2 protein-coding genes are annotated in these 566 nt (G+C 66.8%); both read right to left on the bottom strand.

The features are described from left to right. On the bottom strand, positions 1-288 hold a 288-nt coding region (locus AACY52_RS29630), incomplete at its 3' end, for a hypothetical protein (RefSeq protein WP_339561272.1). Positions 289-298: 10 nt separating this feature from the next. Further along, positions 299-566 (bottom strand): D-alanyl-D-alanine carboxypeptidase (locus AACY52_RS29625; protein WP_339561271.1); only part of this gene is annotated, 268 nt, incomplete at its 5' end.

Here is a 566-nt window from a genome sequence, read left to right as displayed (position 1 = left end):
CCCGATCAGCGGCTCCAGCAGCGTGGCCCAGCGCGGATCGAGCCGCGTCTGGTTCAGTAGCGCGACATGGTAGGACGGCCATTGCACCATCGGCACATGCGGGGCACCGTCGGGGCCGGGGCGGACGGTGTAGAACAAATTGCCGTGGCGAAAGCTCCGGCCATGCGCGACGCCCTCGGCATAGACCTGGTCCATCGCCGCGCCGATCGCGGCGACCTCGGCGGGCGAAAAGAATCCGCGCACGATGGCGTAGCCATGGGCACGAAGGTCGGCGACATAATCGGTCATTACCCGTCTCTCAGTTTTGCGATGCGATCAGGAGCAAGGCGGCGTCCATCGCCTTGGTCGCGCTCGCGCCTTCGGGAACATCGTTGGCGTAAAACGCCATCGTCAGCGTGCGTCCGCTCTTGGCGATCATATAGCCGGACAGCGCGTTGGTGGCGTTGAGCGTGCCGGTTTTGGCGAACAATCTGTGGTCGAGCGCTGTGCCGGCAAAGCGGCGCGTGAGCGTGCCCTCGCCCCCCACCGGCAGTGTTGCGCGCCACGCGGCACCCCACGGCTGCGCG

Source organism: Pseudomonas sp. EA_65y_Pfl1_P113 (assembly GCF_963970525.1).
Classification (GTDB): Bacteria; Pseudomonadota; Gammaproteobacteria; order Pseudomonadales; family Pseudomonadaceae; genus Aquipseudomonas; species Aquipseudomonas tritici.
This window is presented reverse-complemented; position numbering and strand designations above follow the sequence as displayed.